The following is a 2,038-nucleotide window of genomic DNA, read 5'->3' as shown; positions in this document are numbered from 1 at the left end:
CTTTGTACAAATTTATCCGGAGTATGGTGTTCACCCTGAGAATATTTAATTGGTAGATGCACCCTGATAACTAACTCCCCTAGTAGGCTAACACCAACTGGGGTTTTTTATTTAAAAAAATAACTGATCTTTGTACAAATTTATCCGGAGTATGGTGTTCACCCTGAGAATATTTAATTGGTAGATGCACCCTGATAACTAACTCCCCTGGTTGGCTAACACCCACTGGGGGTTTTTTTTAGGCTTAGACACGTAGCGGCTCGTGCTTAAACATTGCCCTAGCATTTCCTACCCATGTTGGAATGCACCACTACTCTTGTTGCTACTGCTGGTAGTACACCTGGAGTATGCTCCTGTTGCCAGGATAGAGCATAAACTGCTCACTCAACTCCTGAATCGCTTTCTTTTTATTGTGAGCTAGAGATGCCACACTAAAATGATTGCTATGATATTTAATCACATTCTTAATTTTTTTTCTATATTTTGGCGTTTAACTCTTTGTCTGCCGGCAATTACTGTTTTGAACTTCAATAAATGTGACATTAAGTAACGGCAGTCGCTACAACGGGGTGAACCAAAACGGTTCAGTTAAGAAAGTTATCGAGAACTGCGGTGGGCTGCGCCAACGCACTTAGAGCAAGGGTTTAAAACAAGAGCAAAAGCTGTCGTGTTCCTGGCTTCGGACGACAGCAGTTATATTACTGGCATCGAATTGTTCGTCGATAGCGGTGTGGCACAAATCTAATCGCTTTTAGTGAGGGTAACTCAAGTAAAGCCAGCCCGCACTCAGCCATAGACAGAAGCCGACTAACCGATTTTAGGCAATTCGAGTTACTTGCTGATTCACACGGGGACGACCAAAGCGCTCCCAAGCACTCCCTCCTCGCAGAAACAACTCTAGGAAGCGCAATGGTTCTCCTGAATCGCCTCTTGACCAACCGGAACTACCAGGAGCAAAGGCCAAAGTTCCTTCAGACACCTTGAAGCTGCCATCAGAATACACTGCATCACTCACTACATCTCCAATCCGGATCACGATCTTGGTTTGAGGCTCCAACTTCAGTGTATGGGCCCCAATAGTTGTTTTAATATTGCCGTAGCCATCAATCCAGGCAATTCGATCTGGTGGAACATCTGGGATTTGCTCACTCTTAAGGCTATCTCCCAGAAGGCTAAAATCTTCACTCATAATGGCAGCCGCAGCCGGAGGAAACACATCCCGTGAGCGAAATTGCGATCCACCACGAGAAACGTTGACCACTCGTAACTCCTTTGTATACTCTTTGATAAACGAGAGGGTGTAGCCTGCATTCACACCCACTACTTTTACACCATTGGATAAAAGGGCATAAGTTAGTCCTTCACCTTCATTGTCTCGACGGGCTTCGGGATCATCTTGACGAGGCGCACAGTTGTGATAAATTAAGCGATCGCTAGGGCCTGGGTTGAGTCCCAGTTGGGCAATCCAAAAACCCGTTGCCAATGTACTGAATGCTGGAACCGAAAGCAAATGAATTTGGGCTTGGGGAAAAGCCATCAGCAGACGTTGTGTGACTTCTGTAAATGCCGGATCTCCTGTACCGTAGTCTGCAATAACGCAGATAAACATTCTGCTTCTCCTTCTAATGGGTAGTGGTCTGTCTCATTAAATATGATCGGTAAAATCATTCTTAATTTTTCTTCCTTTGCGCTCTTTGCGTCCTTTGCGGTTCGTTTCTCAACCCCCTCAAAACTAATGGGACAGACTAGTAGTGGTCTGTCCCATTAATTTTGCGGGGTTGGATAAATCTTTGACAGCTTAACTCTGGCATCTTCTGTACGAAAACGCCAATCTACACGAACTTGATTAATATTGCGATCGCACTCCCAAGCCGAGACCTGTTTTTCTAAAGTTTCAATATTCGGAATTCTTCGTTGGAGACATTGACGGACAAGTACAGATAGCTCTGATTCAACCATATTTAACCAACTCCCATGTTTAGGTGTATAGTGAATTTCTAATTTTGTGGCAATCCGTCTGGCCTCGGCTGGTTCAAAA

3 protein-coding genes are annotated in these 2,038 nt (G+C 44.5%); 1 reads left to right on the top strand and 2 read right to left on the bottom strand.

All coding sequences use genetic code 11. The features are described 5' to 3' along the window. Window positions 1-607: 607 nt before the first annotated feature. On the top strand, window positions 608-745 hold the full coding sequence (locus F8R90_RS33365; protein ID WP_269141741.1) for an SDR family oxidoreductase: 138 nt from the start codon (window positions 608-610) through the stop codon (window positions 743-745). Between the two features lie 72 nt (window positions 746-817). Here F8R90_RS33365 and F8R90_RS08150 read toward each other — a convergent pair whose 3' ends face one another. Beyond that, window positions 818-1,609 carry an SAM hydrolase/SAM-dependent halogenase family protein gene (locus tag F8R90_RS08150; RefSeq protein ID WP_196510338.1) on the bottom strand — a complete coding sequence of 264 codons (792 nt, stop codon included), beginning with the start codon at window positions 1,607-1,609 and terminating at the stop codon, window positions 818-820. A gap of 155 nt (window positions 1,610-1,764) precedes the next feature. Continuing rightward, window positions 1,765-2,038, bottom strand: a 274-nt coding sequence (locus tag F8R90_RS08145; RefSeq protein WP_196510337.1) for a transposase, incomplete at its 5' end; no start/stop codon positions are given.

The sequence above is a fragment of the Nostoc sp. NZL genome (assembly GCF_015714705.1).
GTDB lineage: Bacteria > Cyanobacteriota > Cyanobacteriia > Cyanobacteriales > Nostocaceae > Nostoc > Nostoc foliaceum_A.
This window is presented reverse-complemented; position numbering and strand designations above follow the sequence as displayed.

What these genes read in the sequence shown, in the direction of transcription:
- F8R90_RS08150 (WP_196510338.1), bottom strand. Translation starts at nt 1,609, where the DNA reads ATGTTTATCTGCGTTATTGCAGACTACGGTACAGGAGATCCGGCATTT.